Annotated in this window: 20 protein-coding genes and 1 tRNA gene; 9 read left to right on the forward strand and 12 right to left on the reverse strand. The window is 57.1% G+C overall.

Features of this window, described 5'->3' with window-relative positions; genetic code table 11:
- Window positions 1-31: 31 nt before the first annotated feature.
- The 4 genes from ridA to argF all read right to left on the reverse strand — a co-directional run bounded on the left by ridA (window position 32) and on the right by argF (window position 3,222).
- A complete protein-coding gene (ridA, locus tag K6L24_RS02515; protein ID WP_062744433.1) occupies window positions 32-418 on the reverse strand; it encodes a 2-iminobutanoate/2-iminopropanoate deaminase in 387 nt (128 codons plus the stop codon).
- A gap of 73 nt (window positions 419-491) precedes the next feature.
- Window positions 492-956 carry an aspartate carbamoyltransferase regulatory subunit gene (pyrI, locus tag K6L24_RS02520; protein ID WP_062744432.1) on the reverse strand — a complete coding sequence of 155 codons (465 nt, stop codon included), beginning with the start codon at window positions 954-956 and terminating at the stop codon, window positions 492-494.
- A gap of 12 nt (window positions 957-968) precedes the next feature.
- Complete coding sequence (gene pyrB / locus K6L24_RS02525) at window positions 969-1,904, reverse strand: aspartate carbamoyltransferase (RefSeq protein ID WP_062744431.1); 936 nt, start codon at window positions 1,902-1,904, stop codon at window positions 969-971.
- A 307-nt stretch (window positions 1,905-2,211) separates the two neighbouring features.
- Window positions 2,212-3,222 (reverse strand): ornithine carbamoyltransferase, encoded by a 1,011-nt coding sequence (gene argF, locus K6L24_RS02530; RefSeq protein WP_222681903.1) that lies wholly within the window; start codon window positions 3,220-3,222, stop codon window positions 2,212-2,214.
- A 280-nt stretch (window positions 3,223-3,502) separates the two neighbouring features.
- Here argF and rraB point away from each other — a divergent pair, with 280 nt between their 5' ends.
- Window positions 3,503-3,934: a ribonuclease E inhibitor RraB gene (gene rraB / locus K6L24_RS02535; RefSeq protein WP_062744429.1), complete on the forward strand. Its 432-nt coding sequence runs from the start codon at window positions 3,503-3,505 to the stop codon at window positions 3,932-3,934.
- 54 nt (window positions 3,935-3,988) lie between these two features.
- On the forward strand, window positions 3,989-4,753 hold the full coding sequence (gene miaE, locus K6L24_RS02540; RefSeq protein ID WP_062744428.1) for a tRNA isopentenyl-2-thiomethyl-A-37 hydroxylase MiaE: 765 nt from the start codon (window positions 3,989-3,991) through the stop codon (window positions 4,751-4,753).
- Window positions 4,754-4,810: 57 nt separating this feature from the next.
- On the opposite strand, the gene K6L24_RS02545 is transcribed toward miaE, so the two are convergent.
- Window positions 4,811-5,314, reverse strand: a complete 504-nt coding sequence (locus tag K6L24_RS02545; RefSeq protein ID WP_062744427.1) for a GNAT family N-acetyltransferase — start codon at window positions 5,312-5,314, stop codon at window positions 4,811-4,813.
- 220 nt (window positions 5,315-5,534) lie between these two features.
- On the opposite strand from K6L24_RS02545, the gene K6L24_RS02550 reads away from it, so the two are divergent.
- Both K6L24_RS02550 and K6L24_RS02555 read left to right on the forward strand, forming a co-directional pair.
- Entirely contained in the window at window positions 5,535-6,722 is a 1,188-nt protein-coding gene (locus K6L24_RS02550; protein ID WP_062744426.1) for a YjgN family protein, read from the forward strand.
- Between the two features lies 1 nt (window position 6,723).
- A complete protein-coding gene (locus K6L24_RS02555; RefSeq protein WP_137269560.1) occupies window positions 6,724-7,740 on the forward strand; it encodes a M48 family metallopeptidase in 1,017 nt (338 codons plus the stop codon).
- An 80-nt stretch (window positions 7,741-7,820) separates the two neighbouring features.
- Here K6L24_RS02555 and K6L24_RS02560 read toward each other — a convergent pair whose 3' ends face one another.
- The 3 genes from K6L24_RS02560 to pepA form a co-directional block, all read right to left on the reverse strand.
- Window positions 7,821-10,676 (reverse strand): valine--tRNA ligase, encoded by a 2,856-nt coding sequence (locus K6L24_RS02560; RefSeq protein ID WP_222681904.1) that lies wholly within the window; start codon window positions 10,674-10,676, stop codon window positions 7,821-7,823.
- 5 nt (window positions 10,677-10,681) lie between these two features.
- Window positions 10,682-11,137 carry a DNA polymerase III subunit chi gene (locus K6L24_RS02565; RefSeq protein WP_062744424.1) on the reverse strand — a complete coding sequence of 152 codons (456 nt, stop codon included), beginning with the start codon at window positions 11,135-11,137 and terminating at the stop codon, window positions 10,682-10,684.
- A gap of 89 nt (window positions 11,138-11,226) precedes the next feature.
- Entirely contained in the window at window positions 11,227-12,735 is a 1,509-nt protein-coding gene (pepA, locus tag K6L24_RS02570) for a leucyl aminopeptidase (RefSeq protein WP_062744423.1), read from the reverse strand.
- Window positions 12,736-13,012: 277 nt separating this feature from the next.
- Between pepA and lptF the strand changes: the two genes are divergently transcribed.
- Window positions 13,013-14,113: an LPS export ABC transporter permease LptF gene (gene lptF, locus K6L24_RS02575; RefSeq protein ID WP_062744534.1), complete on the forward strand. Its 1,101-nt coding sequence runs from the start codon at window positions 13,013-13,015 to the stop codon at window positions 14,111-14,113.
- A complete protein-coding gene (gene lptG, locus K6L24_RS02580) occupies window positions 14,113-15,189 on the forward strand; it encodes an LPS export ABC transporter permease LptG (RefSeq protein ID WP_062744422.1) in 1,077 nt (358 codons plus the stop codon). The genes lptF and lptG overlap by 1 nt, the downstream gene beginning before the upstream one ends.
- 87 nt (window positions 15,190-15,276) lie before the next feature.
- On the opposite strand, the gene K6L24_RS02585 is transcribed toward lptG, so the two are convergent.
- Both K6L24_RS02585 and K6L24_RS02590 read right to left on the reverse strand, forming a co-directional pair.
- Window positions 15,277-16,554 (reverse strand): DUF445 domain-containing protein, encoded by a 1,278-nt coding sequence (locus tag K6L24_RS02585; protein WP_062744421.1) that lies wholly within the window; start codon window positions 16,552-16,554, stop codon window positions 15,277-15,279.
- Window positions 16,555-16,561: 7 nt separating this feature from the next.
- Window positions 16,562-18,064, reverse strand: coding sequence for a helicase HerA-like C-terminal domain-containing protein (locus tag K6L24_RS02590; RefSeq protein WP_118665924.1), 1,503 nt, complete (start codon window positions 18,062-18,064; stop codon window positions 16,562-16,564).
- 200 nt (window positions 18,065-18,264) lie between these two features.
- Between K6L24_RS02590 and K6L24_RS02595 the strand changes: the two genes are divergently transcribed.
- Window positions 18,265-19,044 carry an acetoin reductase gene (locus K6L24_RS02595; protein WP_118665926.1) on the forward strand — a complete coding sequence of 260 codons (780 nt, stop codon included), beginning with the start codon at window positions 18,265-18,267 and terminating at the stop codon, window positions 19,042-19,044.
- A gap of 36 nt (window positions 19,045-19,080) precedes the next feature.
- Here K6L24_RS02595 and K6L24_RS02600 read toward each other — a convergent pair whose 3' ends face one another.
- On the reverse strand, window positions 19,081-19,497 hold the full coding sequence (locus K6L24_RS02600; protein WP_222681905.1) for a hypothetical protein: 417 nt from the start codon (window positions 19,495-19,497) through the stop codon (window positions 19,081-19,083).
- Window positions 19,498-19,657: 160 nt separating this feature from the next.
- The gene (locus K6L24_RS02605; RefSeq protein ID WP_062744419.1) at window positions 19,658-20,173 is read right to left on the reverse strand and encodes a YjjA family protein; all 516 of its coding nucleotides are present in this window, start codon (window positions 20,171-20,173) and stop codon (window positions 19,658-19,660) included.
- Window positions 20,174-20,529: 356 nt separating this feature from the next.
- Here K6L24_RS02605 and K6L24_RS02610 point away from each other — a divergent pair.
- A tRNA-Leu gene (locus tag K6L24_RS02610) sits at window positions 20,530-20,614 on the forward strand.
- Between the two features lie 162 nt (window positions 20,615-20,776).
- Window positions 20,777-22,036 (forward strand): tyrosine-type recombinase/integrase, encoded by a 1,260-nt coding sequence (locus tag K6L24_RS02615; protein WP_222681906.1) that lies wholly within the window; start codon window positions 20,777-20,779, stop codon window positions 22,034-22,036.
- Window positions 22,037-22,095 lie beyond the last annotated feature (59 nt).

Below are 22,095 nucleotides of genomic sequence, written 5' to 3' on the forward strand. Positions count from 1 at the left end.
TCGGCTGTCGCCCCTGACGGCTGCGCGCCGGTTAACGACGAAGGGCAATGGCCTCGATTTCAATCTTCACATCTTTTGGCAGACGCGCCACTTCCACGCACGAACGCGCCGGGAAGGCGGCCTGGTGTTCAGTGAAAAACGCTTCATAGGTGGCGTTTACCGTGGCGAAGTCGTTCAGATCCTTCACAAAAACCGTGGTCTTAACGATGTCACCCACCTTCAGCCCTGCGGCTTCCACAATGGCCTGCACGTTCTCCAGCGACTGGCGTGCCTGAGCGGCGATATCTTCTGCCACCGTGCCGGTTTTCGGATCAACCGGGATCTGGCCTGAAGTGATGATCATGCTGCCAAGATCGACACCCTGAACATAAGGGCCGATAGCCGCTGGCGCGTTTTCCGTACTGATTTCGCGAGACATAGTTTCTCCTGAATGTGTCTGATAAGAGGGGACAGCCCATCCTGCCCACCGGGGCGGCGAAATGCAAACGGCTTTAATCGTTTGCCATCACCACAGAGTGCGCGAACTCTTTCTCGCAGTATTTGCATTTCAGGTGCAGCTCATCCTGCCGCTGCTTCACCGCAAAGCTGGAGAACACAGGTTCCGTCCGGCTGATGCAGTTGCTGTTCGGGCAGGTAAGCACGCGGTCAATACGGTCCGGCAGCGTCGGGGCAATCTTCGCCACCACGTTGTAATCATCAATACGGTTGACGGTGGCGTGCGGGGCATAGACCGCCAGCTGGTTGATCTGGTCATCGGTCAGGAAGGTGTTTTCAATCTTGATCAGATCCTTACGGCCTAGCTCACCGGAGGGCAGGTTCAGACCAATGGTGATGCGCTGGTCGGTTTCCGTCAGGCGGAACAGGGACAGCAGCTTAAAACCCACCTGCGCCGGGATATGGTCAATCACCGTGCCGCGTTTGATCGCTTCAACCTGTAATTTATTATCTTGCGTCATGTGCTTATCCCCTTACAGAACCGGTTCGCTGTTCAGTACCAGCGCCAGAAGCGCCTGGCGTGCGTAGATGCCGTTACCTGCCTGCTGGAAATACCAGGCGTGCGGCGTGCGGTCAACGTCAGTGTCGATTTCGTCAATGCGCGGCAGCGGATGCAGCACTTTCATGTTCTCACGTGCGCCCGCGAGGTCGGCAGCGCGCAGAATAAACTGGGCTTTGACGTTGGCGTATTCCGACGGGTCTAGGCGCTCTTTCTGCACGCGGGTCATATACAGAATGTCCACCTGCGGCACCACTTCTTCAATGCTGTCGTGGCGCGTCCAGACAATGCCTTTTTCGTCGAGCATGTCGGTAATGTAGGCCGGCATCGCCAGCGCATCGGGGGCGATAAAGTAGAAGCGGTTGCCTTCAAACTTCGCCAGCGCCTGAGTCAGTGAATGGACGGTACGGCCATATTTCAGATCACCGACCATCGCCACGCTGAGGTTATTCAGGCGGCCCTGGGTTTCCTGCAGGGTAAACAGATCAAGCAGCGTCTGGGTCGGGTGCTGGTTAGCGCCGTCGCCCGCGTTCAGCACCGGTACGCCGTTGGAAAACTCGGTGGCCAGGCGGGCAGCGCCCTCCTGCGGATGACGCATCACAATCGCGTCCACATAGGTGCCGATCACCGAGATGGTATCGGCCAGGGTTTCGCCTTTCTTGCCCAGCGACGTGTTACCGCCATCGGCAAAGCCGACCACCGACGCGCCCAGACGGTGCATCGCCGTTTCAAAAGAGAGGCGGGTACGGGTGGACGCTTCAAAGAAGCAGCTGGCAATCACGTTATGCTTCAGCAGCTCGGGCTGCGGGTTAGCTTTCAGGCTGGCTGCGGTACGCAACACCAGTTCCAGCTCGTCGCGGTTGAGATCATTAATTGAGATGATGTGTTTTTGATACAGGGGGTTAGCCATTTCCACTCCTTGTGCTGGTCATCAATCCCGGTGCAGCGCGGTGGGGCGGCCTCAGGACGGCGACAGAGCAACGTTTCAGCATTGAAATGCGGGCAAAAAAAAGCCCCTCATTGAGGGGCTTTCTTAACGATCGGTCATGCCACGGAAGGAAAAACGGTGCTGCCCGCCTGTAGTACGGCGCGTCAGTACGGCTTGATTAATGCGGCTCAGTTTCATGCATCCTCCCGGCAAACGGGGTGCATTATACGCATTCACCCGGCGGCGGCAAGTGAAAAACGCAGCGACGTAATCGTTTGCCCGGCCTGATTTATCCCTGCTGCGCCAGCGTGGCCACCATCACGGCTTTAATGGTGTGCAGGCGGTTTTCTGCCTGATCAAACACTACGCTGTGCGGCGATTCAAACACCTCATCGGTCACTTCCATCCCGCCGTGCAGATCGTACTGCTGCGCCATTTGCTGGCCCAGCGTGGTCTGGTCGTCGTGGAAGGCGGGCAGGCAGTGCAGGAACTTCACCTGCGGGTTGCCGGTGGCCTGCAGCATGGCCATATTGACCTGGTAAGGGCGCAGCAACGCGATACGTTCCTGCCAGACTTCTTTCGGTTCACCCATCGACACCCAGACGTCGGTATAGATAAAGTTCGCGCCTTTCACGCCCTGCGCAATGTCTTCGGTCAGGGTGATCGTCGCCCCGGTTTTTTCAGCCACCTGGCGGCATTCGGCCACCAGCGCGGCATCCGGCCAGCAGCTTTTCGGCGCGACCAGACGCAGATCCAGACCGGTCAGCGCGGCGGCCTCCAGCAGGGTATTCCCCATATTGTTATGGGTATCGCCCACGTAGGCCAGCGTCATCTGGCTGAAGGCTTTTTCCGGCAGGTGCTCCTGCATGGTGAGCAGGTCAGCCAGCAGCTGGGTCGGGTGAAACTCATTGGTCAGCCCGTTCCACACCGGCACACCAGCATGTTCGGCCAGCGACTCAACCAGCGCCTGGCCGTGACCGCGATACTGAATGGCGTGATACATGCGGCCCAGCACGCGGGCGGTATCCTTCATCGACTCTTTATGGCCGATCTGGCTGCCGCTCGGGCCCAGATAGGTGACGTTTGCTCCCTGATCGTAAGCGGCAACTTCGAAAGAGCATCGGGTACGGGTCGAGTCTTTTTCGAAGATGAGCGCAATATTCTTCCCTTTCAGGTGCGGAGTCTCTTCGCCATTTTTCTTATCGGTCTTCAACGTGGACGCCAGCGCCAGCAAGCCGTTGATTTCAGCAGGGGTGAAATCGAGCAGCCTGAGGAAGTGACGTTGATATAACTGACTCATAAAGCACTCCAGGTAACGGATACCGTCATATTTCAAGCTGCCTGTGCGTTAGCGGCTCTCGTTCATCCGCATCGCTTACCGGAGTAAGTTCATCGTGATTCACGCGTTTGCTGCCGTCATGCAACTCGAATAATCGTGGTTATAGAATGAATTAAAATTCAATTTAACCGTATTAATATTCACTTTCAACCCCGCAGCGCAGAAACTTGCTTTTAAAGGTAGTGGCGCAGAGGGCACTGTGGGAAAATACGCGAAATAACGCCCTAATGAGGAAGAAATCATGGCTAACGAAGCATTACTGGAAGAGCAGCGTGAAGAAACGCGGCTGATTATTGAAGAACTGCTGGATGATGGCAGCGATCCGGACGCGCTGTACACCATCGAGCATCATTTTTCCTGTGACAGCTTCGATGCGCTGGAAAAAGCGGCCGTGGAAGCCTTCAAGCTGGGCTATGAAGTGACCGAGCCGGAAGAGCTGGATCTGGAAGACGGCACCAAAGTGATGTGCTGCGATATCCTCAGTGAAGGCGCCCTGAACGCCGAGCTGATCGACGCGCAGGTTGAGCAACTGATCGACGTGGCCGCCAAATTCAACGTCGACTACGACGGCTGGGGTACCTACTTCGAAGATCCGGACGCGCAGGATGAAGACGACGAAGACGGTGAAGATGGCGAAGCCATCGACGGCGAAGATAACGGCATCCGTCACTAATCGCGCACTGGCCGGGGAAACCCGGCCACGATCCCCTTACCTCTGGTCTGACTGATGAACACCGAACACCTGCTTGCCCCTGTCCTGGAATTCCTTCACTGCCGTACGCCACAGGCCTGGATTGACGAAGCCCGTCAGCCGCAGCATCTGCCTCTCCTCCTGACCGACCATCTGGTGTGCGAACTGAAAGCCGCGCAGACCGCCATGTGGCTGATCCGTAAATATGTCGCGGATAAAGCCAGCGGCGATGCCTTACTGGCCTGGCTCAAGCCCTGGGAAAACTTTGTCCATAACGATCGGGCCGATCTGGCATTTCTTGAGCAGCATAAAGGCCTGTCGAAAACCATTATCAGCCGTGAAGAAGTGCCGTATGGCGATGAGCTGGTGGATAAGATGGTGCTGCTGATTAAAGAGGAGCTGCACCACTTTTACCAGGTGCTGGAGATTATGCAGGCGCGCGGTATTCCCTATATGCGTATTACCGCCAGCCGTTATGCAAAAGGGCTGCTGCGTGAGATTGCGACCTACGAACCGCAAACGCTGGTGGATAAGCTGATCTGCGGCGCCTATATCGAGGCGCGATCCTGCGAGCGCTTTGCCAGCCTGGCACCGTATCTGGACGACGAACTGGCGGCGTTTTATGTTTCGCTGCTGCGCTCTGAAGCGCGTCACTATCAGGATTATCTGGCGCTGGCGGCAAGGATTTCACCGACCGATATCAGCGCGCGGGTGCGTAAAATCGGAGAAACGGAGGCGCGGCTGATTAATGAACCGGACAGCCAGCTGCGGTTCCACAGCGGCGTGCCGGTTTTAGCCTGACGGCTGGCCCCAGAAAAGGGGCCGGAAAAGTCACCCCGGCCTTTCAGCCTGCGGTGATTACAGCGTCTTCAGCATGGTGACTTCGCAGTCTACGTGGCCGGTTGACCCCATTGGCCCGTTGATATGCACGAAGCCCAGGTGCTCATACAGACGGATAGCGCGCGTCAGCGAAGCGGTAGTTTCCAGATAGCAGCGTTTAAATCCCTGCTCGCGGGCGAAGTCCATCGCCTGAATGGCCAGGCGGCGCGCCAGGCCCAGACCGCGCACCGACGGCATAAAATACATTTTCTGCAGTTCACAGACGTCGGCTTCACTGCACGCCAGCGGAGCGATACCGCCGCCGCCCACCACTTTCCCTTCCACTTCGACCACCCAGAACGCACAGCGCTCTGCGCTGTAGACCTCGTAGAGATGGTCAAGGTTCGGGTCAGAGACGGTATAGCCTTTGTCTGCCGTCAGGCCGAATTCTGCCGATACCACGCGGATCACCGCAGCGATATGCGGATTGTCAGCGGGAACGATCGGGCGCACGCGCAGGGAGGTCTGTAATGCGGTTGTCATACATTTCGCTCATGGTCGGTCGGTTGCAGGTAGTGTAATAACACTGCCGGCGAACAGATGCAATGGCGACACGCGGACCCGCACTGGTCTTATCATCTTTCTAAATGATAATTATTTATTGTCGGGTTTCTGGCGCCATGCTTAAATAGCCCAGCTATTTATTACGCTTTTTATTTTCTGCAATGCAGAAGACTATTTCTATTTTCAGGAAGAAAAAAAAATGGAAAACAATACCTCGAATCAGCAACGCCATGCGGTGCTGTTCCACGGGCGTTCTGGTGAATATTTTTCTATCTGGCTGGTCAATGTACTGCTGACCCTGGTTACGTTAGGTATTTATTCTGCCTGGGCAACCGTCCGTCGCCGTCGCTATTTCTTTGGTAACACTGAAATTGCGGGTGACCGTTTTGATTATCATGCCCGTCCTGTCGATATTCTCAAAGGCCGTATTATCGTCTTTGTGGGGATGGTGCTGTTCTTTATCCTCTCCTCCGCAATGCCGGCTATTTCTCTGGTTTTCCTGCTGGCGTTCTGTGCTCTGATCCCGTGGATTATCATCCGCAGCTGGCGCTATAACGCGCTGATGAGCAGCTTCCGTGGCGTGCGGTTTAACTACCTGTGCCGCGTGGGTCGTGCTTACTGGACAATGTATCTGTGTCCGGTGCTGCTGATTGTCGCTCTCTATGCGGTCATGGCGTTGATTGGTATGGTGGCTATCAACACCGGCAGTATGAGCGTCTCGTTGATCCTCGGCATTGTGGGTTTTGTGGCGTTCCTGGCCGGTCTGGCAGCGGTGCAGGGCATCGTGGCTGCACTGAACCACGATCTCTATATCAACAACATGTCCTACGGTTCGCTGCCTTTTAAAGCTGAACTGAGTAAAAAAGCCTTCATCAAAATGGTGCTGATCAGCTTCCTGATTATGTTGCCTTTCCTGATTGTCGCGGGAATGTTGATTGGGACATTATTTGTTTCGATCTTTTATTCCATTGCCATGGGCATGACCGATCCTGAGATGCTGAACTCATTGATGGCGGGGAATATGTTAAATATCTTCCTGACCTTCCTGGTATTACTGTTTGGTGCTTTAGTTTCCTCTGCTTATTTAGTGGTTGCCCAGCGTAATTACGTGTTTGGTCAGACTAAACTTGGTGAAAAACTCCGCCTTAAGTCAACTATGTCTACCGGTTCGTTCCTTGGTCTGACGCTGACCAATACCCTGATTGTGATTTTCACACTGGGTCTGGGCACGCCGATTGCCGAAGTCCGTCTGGCACGCTATATGGCCAACAGTACGGCGCTGGAAGGGGATATTTCTCTGCTGGACGTGCAGGCGCATAACGATAGTGCCGGTACGGCCGTGGCTGAGGAAGTGGCTGCCGCTTTCGATCTGAACGTTGGCATCTGACTTGCAGCTGAACGGTTATTATCAGTACCCCGGACGGGCAGCTCGCGAGGCTGCCCGTCTCACATTGTCGGAACAGCATCTGACGCTGGAGCAGGGCAGCCACCGGCAGCTGGTGATGATGAAGGATGTGGCGGTGTCTGATGCGCTGGGCACCATCCCGCTGACCCTGACCTTCCCGGACGGCGGTCGCTTTGTGCCGGAGGATGACAGGGCGTTTCGCCAGTGGTGGCAGCAGCGTCATCGTCCGGGCCTCGTGCACCGGCTGGAGCAGCATCGCCGCGGCGTGCTGCTGACCCTGCTGGGCACGCTGGTGGCGATTGCCTGCTGGATCTGGGTGATCCTGCCGGTGACCAGTCAGGTACTGGCGCAGCATATTCCTTCCTACGTTGAGCGGCAGATTGGCCAGCAAACCTTTACCCTGCTGCAGAACACCGGGTTCACCGCCGGACGGCTGACGCCTGCACAGCAGCAGCGCATCAACCGGCTGTTCCGCGACACGGTTCCTGCGGAGATGAAAGAGGACCCGACGCCGCTGCGGCTGAAGATCATGCATTTCGACGGCGGGGCGAATGCCTTTATGCTGGCGGACGGTACGCTGATCGTCAGTGACGACCTGGTGCGCATGGCCCGAAGTGATGACGCGATCGCGGCGGTGATGCTGCACGAGATGGGCCACCACCAGCATCGTCACGTGATGCGGATGCTGGTGCGCTCGTCGCTGGTATCGCTGAGTTACCTCTGGCTGACCGGGGACGTCAGCGGCATCGGGGATACGCTGCTGCAGTCGGCGGCCTTTATCGACCAGATGCAGTATTCCCGCAGCATGGAGCGTGAGGCGGATGACTTCGCCATTGCGCAGATGAAAGCTCAGGGACGGTCGCTGGCGGCGATGGCAGAGATTTACGGTCAGCTTGAGCAGTCAGCGAAAAAGCAGGGCGGGAACAGCGACCTGCCGGAATGGATGAGTACCCACCCGGATATGCCGGCCAGGATCAAAGCCGTTCAGGCGGCAGAATAATGCCATAAAAAAGGGGCCAGGCATGCCTGGCCCCTGCGGGGAACGGTGCTGCAGGGATGGGCAAGCCCATCCCGTTACCCTTACAGCGCGGCGATCACCGCCTGCTGCTCAATCAGCTTGATCTTCGCCTGTTCAAAGTCAGCCAGACGCTCACGCTCTTTAGCCACGACGGCTTCCGGTGCGCGCGCCACAAAGCCTTCGTTGCCCAGCTTGGTGGTGATTTTTTCCATCTCCACGTCCAGCTTCAGTACTTCCTTCGCCAGACGCTCCAGCTCGGCAGCTTTATCCACCAGGTCAGCCATCGGGATCAGCAGCTCGGCACCGTCTACCAGTTTGGTGACGGATACCGGGCCTTTCTCACCCGCGGGCAGCAGTTCCAGCGTTTCCAGCCGCGCCAGGGTTTTCAGGAAGTTATGGTTGTCGTTCACACGACGAACCACATCGGCGCTGGCCCCGCGCAGCACCACGTCCAGCGGTTTAGCCGGAGAGATATTCATCTCGTTGCGGATATTACGCACCGCGACGATAGCCTGCTTCATCCATTCGGTATCGGTCATCGCCGCCGCATCGACGCGGCTTTCGCTGAACTCTGGCATCGGCTGCAGCATGATGGTGTCGTCGCTGATGTTTTTCAGCGCTTTCACCTGCTGCCAGATGGTTTCGGTAATAAACGGAATAATCGGGTGCGCCAGGCGCAGCAACGCTTCCAGTACCGTCACCAGCGTATTACGCGTGCCGCGCAGCTGGGCTTCGGAACCGCCGTTCATCACCGGCTTGGCCAGCTCCAGATACCAGTCGCAGAACTGGTTCCAGGTGAACTCATACAGGATGTTCGCGGCGATATCGAAGCGGTAGCTGTCCAGCGCAGCCCGGTAGGCTTTCACCGTTTCGTTGAATTCCGCGAGGATCCAGCGGTCCGCCAGCGACAGTTCCAGCTCGCCACCGTTGAAGCCGCAGTCGTGCTCAGCGGTGTTCATCAGCACAAAGCGACTGGCGTTCCACAGCTTATTACAGAAATTGCGGTACCCTTCCAGGCGCTTCATATCCCAGTTGATGTCGCGGCCGGTAGAGGCCAGCGCCGCCAGGGTGAAACGCAGGGCATCGGTGCCGTGGGGTTCAATCCCGTTCGGGAACTGCTTCTCGGTGCGCTTGCGGATTTTCTCCGCCAGCTGCGGCTGCATCATGTTACCGGTACGTTTTTCCAGCAGATCTTCCAGCGAGATCCCGTCAACCATATCCAGTGGATCGATGACGTTACCCTTCGACTTGGACATTTTCTGCCCTTCATCGTCGCGGATCAGGCCGGTCATATAAACGGTTTTAAACGGAACCTGCGGCTTGCCGTCTTCGTCTTTGATGAAGTGCATGGTCAGCATGATCATGCGGGCAATCCAGAAGAAGATGATGTCGAAGCCGCTGACCAGCACGCTGGTCGGGTGGAAGGTGCGCAGCGCCTCGGTATTCTCTGGCCAGCCAAGGGTGGAGAAGGTCCACAGCCCGGAAGAGAACCAGGTATCCAGCACGTCTTCGTCCTGGGTCAGCACCACGTCGGCCGCGATGTTGTTTTCCGCACGAGCTTCGGCTTCGTTACGCGCCACGTAGACGTTGCCTTCGGCATCATACCAGGCCGGAATACGATGACCCCACCACAGCTGGCGGGAGATGCACCAGTCCTGAATATCACGCATCCAGGAGAAGTACATGTTTTCATACTGCTTCGGCACGAACTGGATCTCACCCTGTTCCACCGCTTCCACTGCCACTTTCGCCAGCGGGGCGGTACGCACGTACCACTGGTCGGTCAGCATCGGTTCGATCACCACGCCACCGCGATCGCCGTACGGCACGGTCAGGTCGTGAGGTTTGATCTCATCCAGCAGGCCGAGGGCATCAATCGCAGCGACAATGGCTTTACGCGCGGCAAAGCGCTCAAGCTTCTGGAATTCAGCCGGGATGGTCGGGTCACAGGCGTCAGACTCTTCGCCGTTGGTATCGTAAACCTGTGCGGTTTCGCGGATATCACCGTCGAAAGTCAGAATGTTGATCATCGGCAGCTTGTGGCGACGGCCCACTTCGTAGTCGTTGAAATCGTGCGCCGGGGTGATTTTCACGCAGCCGGTGCCTTTCTCCATGTCGGCATGTTCGTCACCGACAATCGGAATACGGCGACCGACCAGCGGCAGCACGAGGAACTTGCCAATCAGATCTTTGTAACGCGGATCTTCCGGGTTCACCGCCACGCCGGTATCCCCGAGCACGGTTTCCGGACGGGTGGTGGCGACCACCAGATACGCTTTCCCGTCGGCGGTTTTCACGCCGTCGGCCAGCGGATAGCGGATATGCCACATGGAGCCTTTCGACTCGCGGTTTTCCACTTCCAGGTCAGAAATGGCGGTACGCAGTTTCGGATCCCAGTTCACCAGGCGTTTGCCACGGTAAATCAGGTTCTCTTTGTGCAGGCGAACGAACACCTCTTTCACCGCGTTAGACAGGCCTTCATCCATGGTGAAGCGCTCGCGCTCCCAGTCCACGGAGTTACCCAGACGGCGCATCTGGCGGGTAATGGTGCCGCCGGATTCTGCTTTCCACTGCCAGATTTTTTCGATAAAGGCATCACGGCCGTAATCTTTACGGGTTTTACCCTCTTCGGCGGCGATTTTGCGCTCGACCACCATCTGCGTGGCGATGCCTGCATGGTCTGTACCCGCCTGCCACAGGGTATTTTTCCCCTGCATACGCTGGTAGCGGATCATGGTGTCCATGATGGTCTGCTGGAAGGCGTGACCCATGTGCAAGCTACCGGTGACGTTCGGCGGCGGGATCATGATGCAGAAGCTTTCCTGGCTTGTGTCGCCATGGGGTTTAAAGTAGCCCTGTTGTTCCCAGTGCTCGTAAAGCGGCTGCTCGATATCTTGCGGGTTATATGTCTTTTCCATGTCTGCTATGTCTTAGGCAAAGGTGGCGTTGCCGTATTCAAGTGGAATCCAACGCTGCGATAGGCTTTATAGCGGTCGCGCGCCAGCTGTTTCAAAGATGGTTCATAGGGGACGAAGTCTACCACTTCATAGAAAGCGGTGGCAAAATCTGCAAACTGCGGCAGCAGGCTGATCAGCAGGTCGCGCGGCGCGTTGCCGCGGCGCTGAGGCCAGGCCAGTTCAACCGGCGCACCGTATTTCGGGCCCTCACCGGCGAGGTTATGCGGCACGAAGGCGTTCGCCGGTCGTTGCCACAGCGCTTCATCCAGCCGGATAGCCTGCGCTTCGTCTTCACAGGCTATCAGCACGCGTTTTCCGTCACGCCAGCGGGCCTCGGCCAGATCGCAGACCAGCGCTTCCAGCGCGCTCAGCCCGTCAACCGGGGTGTCGGTTTCCAGCAGATAGAAAGTGGCGTTTTTCATGCATTCTGGCCTGATTAAAATAAACGGCAGGGGCGGATCGGTGATCCGCCCCTGAGGAACCTGGGGGCGACCTGCGGCCGCCCGCCGGTTTAATCGTCGCCGTTCAGGCCCGCACGGTTGAGCAGGAACTGCGACAGCAGGGCAACGGGACGACCGGTTGCTCCTTTCGCTTTACCTGAGCGCCAGGCAGTGCCTGCCACATCGAGGTGGGCCCAGTTGTACTTACGCGTAAAGCGCGCCAGGAAGCAGGCGGCAGTGATGGCCCCACCGGGACGACCACCAATGTTTGCCATATCGGCAAAATTGGAGTCCAGCTGCTCCTGGTACTCATCGGCCATCGGCAGACGCCAGGCGCGATCGCCCGCCTGCTCGGAAGCGCCAATCAGCTCATGCGCCAGCGGATTGTGGTTTGACAGCAGGCCGCTGATATGGTGGCCCAGCGCAATCACGCAGGCTCCGGTCAGCGTGGCCACGTCGATCACCACATCCGGATCGAAGCGCTCAACGTAGGTCAGGGCATCGCACAGCACCAGGCGACCTTCTGCATCAGTGTTGAGCACCTCAACGGTCTGGCCGGACATGGTGGTCAGCACGTCGCCCGGACGGTAAGCGCGGCCGCCCGGCATGTTTTCACAGCCGGCCAGGATGCCCACCACGTTCAGCGGCAGACCCAGTTCCGCGACCATGCGCATCACGCCATACACCGAGGCGGCGCCGCACATATCGTACTTCATTTCGTCCATCGCTTCGCCCGGCTTGAGCGAGATGCCGCCGGTATCAAAGGTCACGCCTTTGCCGACCAGCACAATAGGACGGGCTTCTTTATCCGGATTACCTTTGTACTCAATCACCGACATCAGCGATTCATTCTGCGAACCGGCCCCGACGGCGAGATAGGCGTTCATTCCCAGCTCTTTCATCTGCTGTTCGCCGATGACGCGGGTGGTGATATTCGCCCAGGTATCCGCCAGCTGACGCGCCTGGGAGGCCAGGTACGCAGCATTACAGATGTTCGGCGGCATATTGCCGAGGTCTTTCGCCGCCTTCACACCGGCGGCAACCGCCAGCCCGTGCTGAATGGCGCGTTCACCGCTGGTCAGCTCACGGCGCGTCGGCACATTAAACACCAGTTTACGCAGCGGACGGCGCGGTTCGACTTTGTTGCTTTTCAACTGGTCGAAGCTGTACAGCGTCTCTTTCGACGTTTCCACCGCCTGGCGTACTTTCCAGTAAGTGTTGCGGCCTTTAACGTGCAGCTCGGTCAGGAAGCACACGGCTTCCATCGATCCGGTATCATTAAGCGTGTTAATGGTCTTCTGAATAACCTGCTTGTACTGACGCTCATCCAGCTCACGTTCCTTGCCACAGCCTATCAGCAGGATACGCTCAGAGAGAATGTTCGGCACATGATGCAGCAGCAGGGTCTGGCCGACTTTTCCTTCCAGTTCACCACGGCGCAGCAGGGCGCTGATGTATCCATCGCTGATTTTATCCAGCTGTTCAGCAATCGGTGACAACCGGCGCGGTTCAAACACGCCCACCACGATACAGGCACTGCGTTGTTTTTCCGGGCTACCGCTTTTTACACTGAACTCCATGCACTCTCCTGAATCTTAAAGACAACGGCGCTTGCTGCGGCTAGAATGTACCGCTTCCGTAACGTATAGCGCTGGCGCATTACGTCGTTGTCAGATTGGGTTTTGGTGAAGATTGTTATTTTTTTCATCACCAGAACGCGATTGTTGTCATAAAATTTATACTTGAAGTCTGACGAGTATAACGATGACCAGGGCCATTGATGAGAATAAATGGCGTATAAGCGATGAAACTAGCGATTTTCCTGCAAAAAGACAAGTTTTCACAGGCGTATTCAGCGTGATCATTATTAGATATCTGGTTCGGGAAATGCTCAAAAGCCAGCTGGCTATCCTGTTCATCCTGCTGCTGATCTTCTTTTGCCAGAAGTTAGTCAGGATACTGGGAGCCGCGGTGGATGGCGAAATTCCAACAAATTTAGTCCTGACATTACTGGGTCTTGGCGTGTCCGAGATGGCGCAGCTGATCCTGCCGTTAAGCCTCTTTTTAGCCATTCTGATGACGCTTGGCCGGTTATACACCGAGAGTGAGATCACCGTCATGCATGCCTGCGGTCTGGGCAAAAGCGTGCTGGTGAAGGCGGCGATGATCCTGATGCTGTTCACCGCGCTGGTGGCGGCGGTCAACGTCGGCCTGCTGGGGCCCTGGTCATCGCGTTATCAAAGCGAAGTGATGCAGAACGCCAAGGCGAACCCGGGGGCGGCTGCGCTGGCAGCCGGTCAGTTCCAGCAGTCCGGCGACGGTAAATCTGTGCTGTTTATTGAAAACGTGAAGGGCAACACCTTCGGCAACGTTTTCCTCGCGCAGCTGCAGCCGAAAGGCAATGCCCGCCCGTCCGTGGTCGTGGCTGACCACGGCAATATGGAGCAGCGTCGCGACGGTTCACAGGTGGTAACTCTGGACAACGGCACGCGCTTCGAAGGTACCGCGCTGCTGCGTGACTTCCGCATTACCGATTTCAAAAACTATCAGGCGATTGTGGGTCATCAGGAAGCGACGCTGGATCCGAACGACTCTGAACAGATGAGCTTCGGCGAGCTGTGGTCGTCGGATAAACCTGATTTCCGCAGCGAGCTGCACTGGCGACTGACGCTGATCTTCTCGGTGCTGATTATGGCGCTGATGGTGGTGCCGCTCAGTGTGGTTAACCCGCGTCAGGGCCGCGTGCTGTCGATGCTGCCGGCGATGCTGCTCTACCTGATATTTTTCCTGTTGCAGAGTTCGCTGCGCTCCAGCGGCAACAAAGGCCGACTCGACCCGGCTGTGTGGATGTGGGGCGTTAACCTCGCCTATCTGGCCCTGGCCGTACTGCTGAATGCGTGGGATACGGTGCCAATGCGCCGGCTGCGCGCGCGCTTCACTCGCGGAGGATCGGTCTGATGTTTGGCGTTCTTGACAGATATATCGGTAAAACGATTTTTAACACCATTATGGCGACGCTGTTTATGCTGGTGTCGCTCTCCGGCATCATCAAGTTTGTCGACCAGCTGCGTAAAACCGGGCAGGGCGAGTACACCGTGCTGGGTGCCGGTTTGTATACCGTGCTCAGCGTGCCGAAAGATATTGAGATCTTCTTCCCGATGGCGGCCCTGCTCGGGGCGCTGCTGGGCCTGGGGATGCTGGCCCAGCGCAGTGAGCTGGTGGTCATGCAGGCTTCCGGCTTTACGCGTATGCAGATTGCCGCCTCGGTGATGAAAACCGCCATTCCGCTGGTGCTGCTGACCATGGCGATTGGCGAGTTCGTTGCTCCCCAGGGGGAGCAGATGGCGCGTAACTACCGTGCGCAGCAGCTGGTGGGCGGTTCACTGCTCTCCACGCAGAGCGGGCTGTGGGCGAAAGACGGCGATAACTTTATCTTTATTGAGCGCATTCGCGGCGACAACCAGCTGGCGGGCATCAGTATTTACAGCTTTAACAAAGAGCGCCGGCTGCAGACGGTACGCTATGCGGCCTCTGCGGAGTACAACGCGGATAAAAAACTGTGGGAACTGGCGCAGGTGGATCAGTCTGACCTGACAGATCCGCAGCAGATTAAAGGCAGCCAGACGCTGACTGGCGAATGGAACACCACCCTGACGCCGGACAAACTGGGCGTGGTGGCGCTGGATCCGACGGCGCTGTCGATTACCGGGCTGTATAACTACGCGAAGTACCTGAAGCAGAGCGGGCAGGTTTCCGGCCGCTATGAGCTGAACATGTGGAGCAAGATCTTCCAGCCGCTGTCGGTGGCGGTAATGATGCTGATGGCGCTGTCGTTTATCTTTGGCCCGCTGCGCAGCGTGTCGATGGGGATGCGCGTGGTAACCGGCATCAGCTTCGGCTTCCTGTTCTACGTGCTGGATCAGATCTTCGGTCCGCTGAGCCTGGTGTATAACATTCCACCGGTTCTGGGTGCGCTGCTGCCGAGTGCGGCGTTCTTTGCCATCAGCGTGTTTATGCTGCTGAAGCGGCGGTAATCAGGACACGACGCTTTATCGCACGGGCGGGCCTTTTGTTTCGGTCCGCCCGTAGCGTTCCTCTGGCTCTGGCCGTCAGGGCTCCCTCTACAACAGTTGCGGCACCAGCGACAGCAGATACAGAATCAACCCAATCACCCCACCGACCAGCGTGCCGTTAATACGGATGCGCTGTAAATCCTTGCCGATATTCAGCTCCACCTGATGCGACATATCTTTCGCATCCCAGCTTTTTACCGTATCGCTGATATGACGGCTGAGAAACGCCGAGAACTCCGGAGCAACACTGCTGGCGGCCTCTTCCATATGCTGATTGAGTGAGTTGCGCAGCGGTTCGTCCTGCATCAGGGTTTCGCCAAACCACTGCCCGGCGGCGCTGACCCGGGCGTGCAGCACCGAGTCGGGGCGTTCCAGATCCTCCTTCAGCCAGGTTCTGAGGTCGTGCCACAGCTGGCCGATATAACGGTTCAGCGCCTCGTCCTGCTTAAGGTACGCCTTGATCTCCTCCGCTTTCACCGCCATCTCCGGGTCAGTACGCAGACGGGCGATCAGCCGCTGCACGGCGCGGTTAAAGCCCTGGCGCAGCTGGTGGGATCCATCATGCTCTATCTCGGTGAGGATCGACTGCACCGCGCTGGCCGCCAGGTCGGCGCTCTTTTCCCCCAGCCACTCGCTGGGCAGCATCTTCTCTTTCATCGGATGCTCGCGCTTCAGCCAGCTCACCACCTGATGGGCGATAAACTCGTGAGTGGTGGGTTTATTCACCAGCTGCAGGATCTGCGCCAGCGCGTCGTCCAGCAGCTGCTGATGACGGTTATTTTTAGTCAGGCTTTCCAGGATCATCGCCGTCGACTGGCTGAGATCGACCTTATCGATGGCCTTGTGAATGGCACGGCGCATAAACCCCTGAATGCGCTGGTCGTCGGCCAGGTCGAGGAAGCCACGCACCGTTTTCAGCACCATCCCGCTGAGGCGGGCGGCATTATCAGGGTGACTGAGCCAGTTGGCGATAATCTGCGCCGGATTATGGCGGCGGATCAGCGCCAGCAGGGAGTCCGTATTGAGGAACTTGTCCTGCACGAACAGGGCCAGGTTGTCGGCGATGCGGTCCTTGTTGCGCGGGATAATCGCCGTATGACGCCCCGCCAGCGGAATGGGGACGCGACGGAACAGCGCGCTGACGGCAAACCAGTCGGCCAGCGCCCCGACCATGGAGGCTTCCGCCACCGCCTTCAGTCCGGCGATCCACGGGTTAGGTGGCCAGTACAGCGGCCAGAGAATAGTGGCGACAAACAGCAGTGCCGCCGCCGCCAGTAACAGTAACGGCAGGCGCTTCGCCCGGATTAACTCACGTTCCTTATCCATAAACGTCCTATCTTTTCCTTCCGCCCATAATGCTGCCTAACACGCCGCGAATGATTTGATTGGTGATCTGCCGTGCGGCGCTTTTGGCCACGCTCTGCACCACGCCGTCGTGCTTACCGCCGCGTGGCCCGGTGGTGCCGAACAGAATATCCTTCAGCCCGCCAAGAATGCCGTTATCCACCGCCACGCTTTCGCCTCTGGCCGGTGGCGCGCTGCTGTTGTCGGTGGCTTCCTGCATGCCTTTTTGCAGCCGTTCGTAAGCGGATTCGCGGTCAATGGTTTCTTCATACTTACCGGAAAGCGCGGAGTGGTTGATCAGGCCGTTACGCTCATCGTCAGTCACCGGGCCCATACGTGAGCCGGGCGCAATCACCATCGCACGCTGTACCACTGACGGGCTGCCTTTAGCATCGAGGAAGGAGATCAGCGCTTCGCCGGTGCCCAGCTCCTGAATGGCCGCCACCGTGTCGAACGCCGGATTGGCACGCATGGTCTGCGCCGCCACTTTGACGGCCTTCTGGTCTTTCGGGGTAAAGGCGCGCAGGGCGTGCTGCACGCGGTTGCCTAGCTGGCCCAGCACCGCATCCGGTACGTCCGACGGGTTCTGTGAGACAAACCACACGCCGACACCTTTGGAGCGGATCAGGCGGATCACCTGCTCGATCTTATCCAGCAGCACCGCCGGGGCATCGTCAAACAGCAGATGCGCCTCATCAAAGAAGAACACCAGCTTAGGCTTATCCAGGTCGCCCGCCTCCGGCAGCTGCTCGTACAGTTCGGACAGCAGCCACAGCAGGCTGGTGGCGTACAGCTTCGGCATCTGGTACAGCTTCTCCGAGGCCAGGATATTGATCACCCCTTTGCCGTTTTCATCGGTGCGCATCCAGTCCTGGATATCCAGCATCGGCTCACCGAAGAAGTACTCCGCTCCCTGCTGTTCCAGCGACAGCAGCCCGCGCTGGATGGCACCCACCGAGGCGCTGTTGATGTTGCCGTACTGGGTCTGGAACGCTTTGGCATTCTCGCCGATATACTGCGTGGCGGCGCGCAGATCCTTAAAGTCGAGCAGCAGCAGGCCCTGGTCGTCCGCTACGCGGAAGATAATCTGCAACACGCCGCTCTGTACGTCGTTCAGATTCAGCAGGCGGGCCAGCAGCAGGGGCCCGAGGTCGGACACCGTGGCGCGCACCGGGTGGCCGCGTTCGCCGAAGATATCCCACAGCGCCACCGGATTGCCCTGCGGTGACCAGTCCGTCACGCCAATTTTCGCCAGCCGCGCGAGTAACTTCTCTGATTCCGCCCCGGCTTTGGCGATCCCGGTCAGATCGCCCTTCACATCGGCCATAAACACCGGTACGCCGATATTGGAGAAGCTTTCCGCCAGCTTTTGCAGCGTAACGGTCTTGCCGGTGCCGGTGGCCCCGGTGATCAGCCCGTGACGGTTGGCCATGGCGGGCAGCAGGTGCAGTTGGTGTTCAGTGGTCTGAGCGATCAGCAGCGGCTCGGTCATCATCCAGTATCCCTTTGGTTGTGAAGCGGGAAAATAGGTTAGTAAGCATAGCAGGCAGCCTGTGCACGCGGATCAGCGACAATCATGCCTGAAGTCATTGCAATCAATAGTAATACATTGAAAGGCACGAAAGAGTCAGTTTTCCTGCAAAAAACGGACGCATGCTGAAAGCGGATTTCTCATTTCAGCGAGGTAACACGATGTCGATTCATGGAAAAGTGGCGCTGGTCACCGGGGCGGGCCAGGGAATTGGACGCGGTATTGCATTAAGACTGGCGCGCGATGGTGCCGATATTGCGCTGGTGGATGTTAATGACGATAAAATCCGGCAGGTAGCGGAAGAGATTATCGCCCTTGGCCGCCGCGCCATATTTATCAACGCTGATGTCAGCCAGCGTGAGCAGGTATTTGCTGCCGTTGAGCAGGCAGAAAAGCAGCTTGGCGGTTTTGACGTGATGGTCAACAACGCCGGTATCAGCCAGACCAAAAACCTGCTGTCGGTCACCCGCGAGGAAGTGGAAAAAATTTTCCAGATCAACGTGCAGGGCGTGCTGTGGGGCATTCAGGCGGCGGCCAGTAAATTTAAGGCGCGTCAGCAGAAGGGCAAAATTATCAATGCCTCGTCGATTGCCGGGCACGAAGGCTTTGCGCTGCTGGGGATCTATTCCGCCACCAAATTCAGCGTGCGTGCGCTGACCCAGGCGGCAGCAAAAGAGCTGGCCGCGTTCGGCATCACGGTGAATGCTTACTGCCCCGGCGTGGTGGGTACCGATATGTGGCTGGAGATTGATAAACGCATGGCGGAAGAGACGGGCGCAGCGCCGGGCGCAACCTATGAGAAGTACGTCTCCGGCATTGCCCTGGGGCGCGCCGAGACCCCGGATGACGTGGCGGCGTTCGTCTCCTTCCTTGCCGGACCGGACGCCGACTATATGACGGGCCAGGCACCGCTGATTGACGGTGGGCTGGTCTACCGTTGAGTTCCGGTCAGCATCCATAAACAGGCCGCCCGACGCTTAGTGTTGGGTGTCCTGACCCTCAAAAATATTGGCACGGCTGGTTGAGGTCGTGCCGTCACTGTAGTGCGTATCCTGGCCTTTGAAGATGTTCTCCCGGCTGCTTGACGAACGCCCGTCGCTGTAGCTTGTGTCCTGGCCCTTAAAGATGTTTTCACGACTGGTCGAGGTTGAACCATCACTGTTGCGCGTGTCCTGGCCGCCAAAAATATTGGCCCGGCTGGACGAGGTGCGCCCGTCGCTGTAGGTCACATCCTGCCCGTTAAAGATGTTGGCGCGGCTGGTGGACGTGGTGCCGTTATCATAGGTGCAGTCGTAGCCATCGAAGATATTTTTACGGCAGCTGTCCGCCTGGGTGCTGGCAGAGACGCCGGTCAGCAGGATAGCGGTTAACGCGGTGAGTACCCGGAGTTTCATCGTATTTTCCCGTAGGCAAGCCGGAGCGGCAGAACCTCACCATAAGCAAACACTGTGCAGAAAGAATGAAGAACGGGGGGCGGCAATAAAAAAAGGCCACACAGCGGTGGCCAGGGGAAGAAGGCGGTAAGGGGACAGCCTGACCGCCTTTAGAGAGACGTTACGAGATAAACTGTTTACCCTGCTTCAGCACCAGGTCGCAGGCTTTGGTTTTCACCTTTTTGCCCATCGGGGTATCACCCAGCGCTTTCAGGTTCACCTGCTGATTGTTGCCGGTATTCAGCAGACCCATCAGGCCCTGCTTATAATCGGTGGTTTCCTGCTGTTTCTGCGTATCTTGCAGCCCCAGCTTGCCGAGCAGCTGCTCCTTCACTGAAGAGACATTATTATCGACAATATTGTTCTGCACGCAGTACTGCAGCACGCCCGCCGCATTGGTCATGGTACCGGCGCTGAGGGACTGGCTGCCGCCGTTCAGCAGGCCGGTAAGTGCACCCAGCGAGTTCCCGGCTGGCGCGGCGTTAGCGCCGGAGGTATTGGTGGTGCTGCTGCCGTTCTGACCCAGCGCGCTGGCGGCAGAGTTAAGCTGATCCTGCCAGCTGGCCGCACCTGCTGTGGCGCTGAACAGCGCGGTGGTAACAGAACAAGCCAGAACCCATTTCATTGCTGCTTTCATTGATATACCCATTCAGTGTGACGTGACGCACGCCGCCTGCCCGGCAGCGCGACGGATCTGTACGTTCCGACTGCCAGATAGCGGGGGAGTTCCCCCACGCGGCGTCACATAGCCATTATGGTGCAAGGATTGAGAATTATCTGCCCAGGCAGAAAATTTGCCGAACGGGGAACAGGTTAAGCACCCCTCGCACCCCGGCATGGCGCCAGCACGACCCGCAGGAGCGACACTCTTTGCGGGCACCCGACACGCCACGCGGGTGTTTTTTCAGCATTCAGACACACCACATGCGCAAGGGGGTTGCGTATGCAGAGGGTAACGGTATAATCCACAACGTTTTCCGCATACCCTTCAGTGCCGAAGTGGCGAAATCGGTAGACGCAGTTGATTCAAAATCAACCATCGAAAGATGTGCCGGTTCGATTCCGGCCTTCGGCACCATTAGTATGTTCGATAACGTCCGTAACAGTCCGTAAGTTACTGAAAAAAAGCCGAAAGGCTTTTTTTTTGCTCCAAATTCGTCCGGGCACATCCGTTGCAATCCGGGCATCGCTGGGGGCATAATTGGGGGCATCCTCACTTCGATAGAAAATGTGCCCCCAAATGAAGCTCAACGTCCGCCAGGTCGAAACCGCAAAACCCAAAGAAAAAAACTATAAAATGGCCGACGGCGGCGGTTTGTATCTTGAGGTGTCCACCAAAGGATCTAAGTACTGGCGCATGAAGTACCGGCGTCCCGCTGACAAAAAAGAAGACCGTCTGGCGTTTGGTGTTTGGCCGACAGTCACGCTTGCTGAGGCACGCGTTAAGCGTGAAGAAGCTAAAAAGCAGTTAGGGCAGGGGATAGACCCCAAAGCAGAAAATAAAGAAGCGCAAGCCGAATCAGCAGGGGCATACACCTTTGAAACTATTGCCCGTGAATGGCATGCGAGCAATAAGCGCTGGGGTGATGATCATCGTGCCAGGATACTGCGTTACCTTGAGCTTTATATTTTCCCTCATATTGGTTCGGCAGATATCAGGAAGTTGAAAACCAGTCAGCTACTGGCACCAATTAAAACAGTCGATGCCAGTGGCAGGCATGACGTTGCTCAACGTCTTCAGCAGCGTGTCACGGCGATTATGCGTTATGCAGTGCAGAATGATTACATCGATACGAATCCGGCGATTGATATGGCTGGTGCGCTTGCTACGACAAAAGCCCGGCATTATCCTGCATTGCCCTTTAGCCGTTTCCCCGAGTTTCTGGAGCGCCTCGCTGCATACCGGGGCCGATTGATAACACGTATCGCGGTTGAGCTTTCACTCCTGACGTTTGTCCGTTCCAGTGAATTACGTTTTGCCCGCTGGGATGAATTCGATTTCGAAAAATCTCTCTGGCGCATCCCGGCGAAGCGAGAAGAGATAAAAGGCGTGCGTTATTCCCATCGCGGAATGAAGATGAAAGAGGAACACATCGTTCCTCTTAGTCGGCAGGCACTAACCGTGCTGGAGCGCCTAAAGCAGTTGAGCGGTGATAATGAACGCTTGTTTCCAGGTGATCACGACCCCAAGAAAGTCATGAGTGAAAACACAGTTAATAACGCTCTGCGCGCTATGGGCTATGACACTAAGACAGAGGTTTGCGGGCATGGTTTCAGGACAATGGCACGTGGGGCACTGGGGGAGTCTGGATTGTGGAGTGACGATGCGATAGAGCGGCAGTTGAGTCATACTGAACGCAACAATGTGCGAGCTGCTTATACTCATACATCTGAACATCTGGATGAACGTAGGTTAATGGTTCAATGGTGGGCTGATTATCTTGATGAAAATAGAATTAATTCTATTTCATCATATGAATTTGGGAAAAGTACTCCGTAATATTATTTTGCAAGTTTAAATCCCCCTCTCTATGTCGATGCTCTTTTTTAAGAGGGGGC

The organism is Erwinia persicina (genome assembly GCF_019844095.1).
GTDB classification, from domain to species: domain Bacteria; phylum Pseudomonadota; class Gammaproteobacteria; order Enterobacterales; family Enterobacteriaceae; genus Erwinia; species Erwinia persicina.

What these genes read in the sequence shown, in the direction of transcription:
- ridA (WP_062744433.1), bottom strand. Translation starts at nt 418, where the DNA reads ATGTCTCGCGAAATCAGTACGGAAAACGCGCCAGCGGCTATCGGCCCT.
- pyrI (WP_062744432.1), bottom strand. Translation starts at nt 956, where the DNA reads ATGACGCAAGATAATAAATTACAGGTTGAAGCGATCAAACGCGGCACG.
- pyrB (WP_062744431.1), bottom strand. Translation starts at nt 1,904, where the DNA reads ATGGCTAACCCCCTGTATCAAAAACACATCATCTCAATTAATGATCTC.
- argF (WP_222681903.1), bottom strand. Translation starts at nt 3,222, where the DNA reads ATGAGTCAGTTATATCAACGTCACTTCCTCAGGCTGCTCGATTTCACC.
- rraB (WP_062744429.1), top strand. Translation starts at nt 3,503, where the DNA reads ATGGCTAACGAAGCATTACTGGAAGAGCAGCGTGAAGAAACGCGGCTG.
- miaE (WP_062744428.1), top strand. Translation starts at nt 3,989, where the DNA reads ATGAACACCGAACACCTGCTTGCCCCTGTCCTGGAATTCCTTCACTGC.
- K6L24_RS02545 (WP_062744427.1), bottom strand. Translation starts at nt 5,314, where the DNA reads ATGACAACCGCATTACAGACCTCCCTGCGCGTGCGCCCGATCGTTCCC.
- K6L24_RS02550 (WP_062744426.1), top strand. Translation starts at nt 5,535, where the DNA reads ATGGAAAACAATACCTCGAATCAGCAACGCCATGCGGTGCTGTTCCAC.
- K6L24_RS02560 (WP_222681904.1), bottom strand. Translation starts at nt 10,676, where the DNA reads ATGGAAAAGACATATAACCCGCAAGATATCGAGCAGCCGCTTTACGAG.
- K6L24_RS02565 (WP_062744424.1), bottom strand. Translation starts at nt 11,137, where the DNA reads ATGAAAAACGCCACTTTCTATCTGCTGGAAACCGACACCCCGGTTGAC.
- pepA (WP_062744423.1), bottom strand. Translation starts at nt 12,735, where the DNA reads ATGGAGTTCAGTGTAAAAAGCGGTAGCCCGGAAAAACAACGCAGTGCC.
- lptG (WP_062744422.1), top strand. Translation starts at nt 14,113, where the DNA reads ATGTTTGGCGTTCTTGACAGATATATCGGTAAAACGATTTTTAACACC.
- K6L24_RS02585 (WP_062744421.1), bottom strand. Translation starts at nt 16,554, where the DNA reads ATGGATAAGGAACGTGAGTTAATCCGGGCGAAGCGCCTGCCGTTACTG.
- K6L24_RS02590 (WP_118665924.1), bottom strand. Translation starts at nt 18,064, where the DNA reads ATGACCGAGCCGCTGCTGATCGCTCAGACCACTGAACACCAACTGCAC.
- K6L24_RS02595 (WP_118665926.1), top strand. Translation starts at nt 18,265, where the DNA reads ATGTCGATTCATGGAAAAGTGGCGCTGGTCACCGGGGCGGGCCAGGGA.
- K6L24_RS02600 (WP_222681905.1), bottom strand. Translation starts at nt 19,497, where the DNA reads ATGAAACTCCGGGTACTCACCGCGTTAACCGCTATCCTGCTGACCGGC.
- K6L24_RS02605 (WP_062744419.1), bottom strand. Translation starts at nt 20,173, where the DNA reads ATGAAAGCAGCAATGAAATGGGTTCTGGCTTGTTCTGTTACCACCGCG.
- K6L24_RS02615 (WP_222681906.1), top strand. Translation starts at nt 20,777, where the DNA reads ATGAAGCTCAACGTCCGCCAGGTCGAAACCGCAAAACCCAAAGAAAAA.